At 61.8% G+C, this 1,453-nt stretch carries 2 protein-coding genes; both read left to right on the top strand.

All coding sequences use genetic code 11. From position 1 onward, the window contains the following. On the top strand, positions 1–306 hold a 306-nt coding region (locus HCZ87_RS20700; RefSeq protein WP_175582345.1), incomplete at its 5' end, for a F0F1 ATP synthase subunit gamma. 21 nt (positions 307–327) lie between these two features. Further along, positions 328–1,453 (top strand): F0F1 ATP synthase subunit beta (gene atpD, locus HCZ87_RS20695; RefSeq protein WP_167647011.1); only part of this gene is annotated, 1,126 nt, incomplete at its 3' end.

Genomic DNA, 1,453 nt, shown 5'->3' with positions numbered 1-1,453 from the left:
CAGATCATCCCGGCCACCTTCGAGGCCGAGGCTGCGGATGCGGCGGCTGGCACGGTCGTGGATTACGAACCCGGCGAAGAGGCGATCCTGACCGATCTGCTGCCGCGTGGTGTGGCAACACAGATCTTTGCAGGTCTGCTGGAAAACGGAGCCTCCGAACAGGGGGCTCGGATGAGCGCGATGGACAACGCGACCCGCAACGCGGGCGAGATGATCGACAAGCTGACCATCGAGTACAACCGCTCGCGTCAGGCCGTGATCACCAACGAGCTGATTGAAATCATTTCGGGCGCCGAGGCGCTCTAAGAGACAACCGGAGACGAACAAATGGCAAATGCAAAAGGCAAGGTGACCCAGATCATCGGCGCCGTTGTGGACGTCCAGTTCGACGGCGATCTGCCGGCGATCCTGAACTCCCTCACCACCGACAACAATGGCAAGAAACTGGTCCTGGAAGTTGCTCAGCACCTCGGCGAAGGCTCTGTCCGCACCATCGCGATGGACGCGACCGAAGGTCTCGTGCGCGGTCAGGAAGTGACCGACACCGGCGCTCCGATCACCATCCCGGTCGGTAACGCCACCCTGGGCCGCATCCTGAACGTCGTGGGCGAACCCGTGGACGAAGGCGCGCCGATCGTCGCGACCGAAACCCGCGCGATCCACCAGCCGGCGCCGGAATTCAACGAACAATCCACCGAATCCGAAGTGCTGGAAACCGGCATCAAGGTGATCGACCTGCTGGCGCCCTACGCAAAAGGCGGCAAAATCGGTCTCTTCGGCGGTGCGGGCGTGGGTAAAACCGTTCTCATCATGGAACTGATCAACAACATCGCGAAAGTGCACTCGGGTTACTCCGTGTTCGCCGGTGTTGGCGAGCGGACCCGTGAAGGCAACGACCTGTATCACGAGATGATCGAATCCAACGTGATCAAGCCCGACAACCTCGAAGAGTCGCAGGTGGCTCTGGTTTACGGCCAGATGAACGAGCCTCCGGGTGCGCGTGCCCGTGTTGCTCTGACCGGCCTGACCCTGGCCGAGCAGTTCCGCGACCAGTCCGGCACCGACGTTCTGTTCTTCGTGGACAACATCTTCCGCTTTACCCAGGCCGGTTCCGAGGTTTCGGCTCTGCTTGGTCGTATCCCCTCCGCTGTGGGTTACCAGCCGACGCTGGCCACCGACATGGGTGCGATGCAGGAGCGTATTACCTCCACCAAGAACGGCTCGATCACCTCGATCCAGGCTGTGTATGTTCCCGCGGACGACCTTACCGACCCCGCGCCGGCAACCACCTTTGCCCACCTGGACGCGACCACCGTTCTCAACCGTGCGATCTCCGAGCTCGGCATCTACCCGGCTGTGGACCCGCTCGACTCCTCGTCGCGCCTGATGGACCCGCAGATCGTTGGCGAAGAGCACTACAAAGTGGCCTCCGACGTTCAGCAGATCCTGCAAC

The organism is Phaeobacter sp. HF9A (assembly GCF_011806385.1).
In the GTDB taxonomy this organism is placed as follows: domain Bacteria; phylum Pseudomonadota; class Alphaproteobacteria; order Rhodobacterales; family Rhodobacteraceae; genus Epibacterium.
Note: the sequence above shows the minus strand (reverse complement) of the source record. Positions and strands in the feature narration are given on the sequence as shown.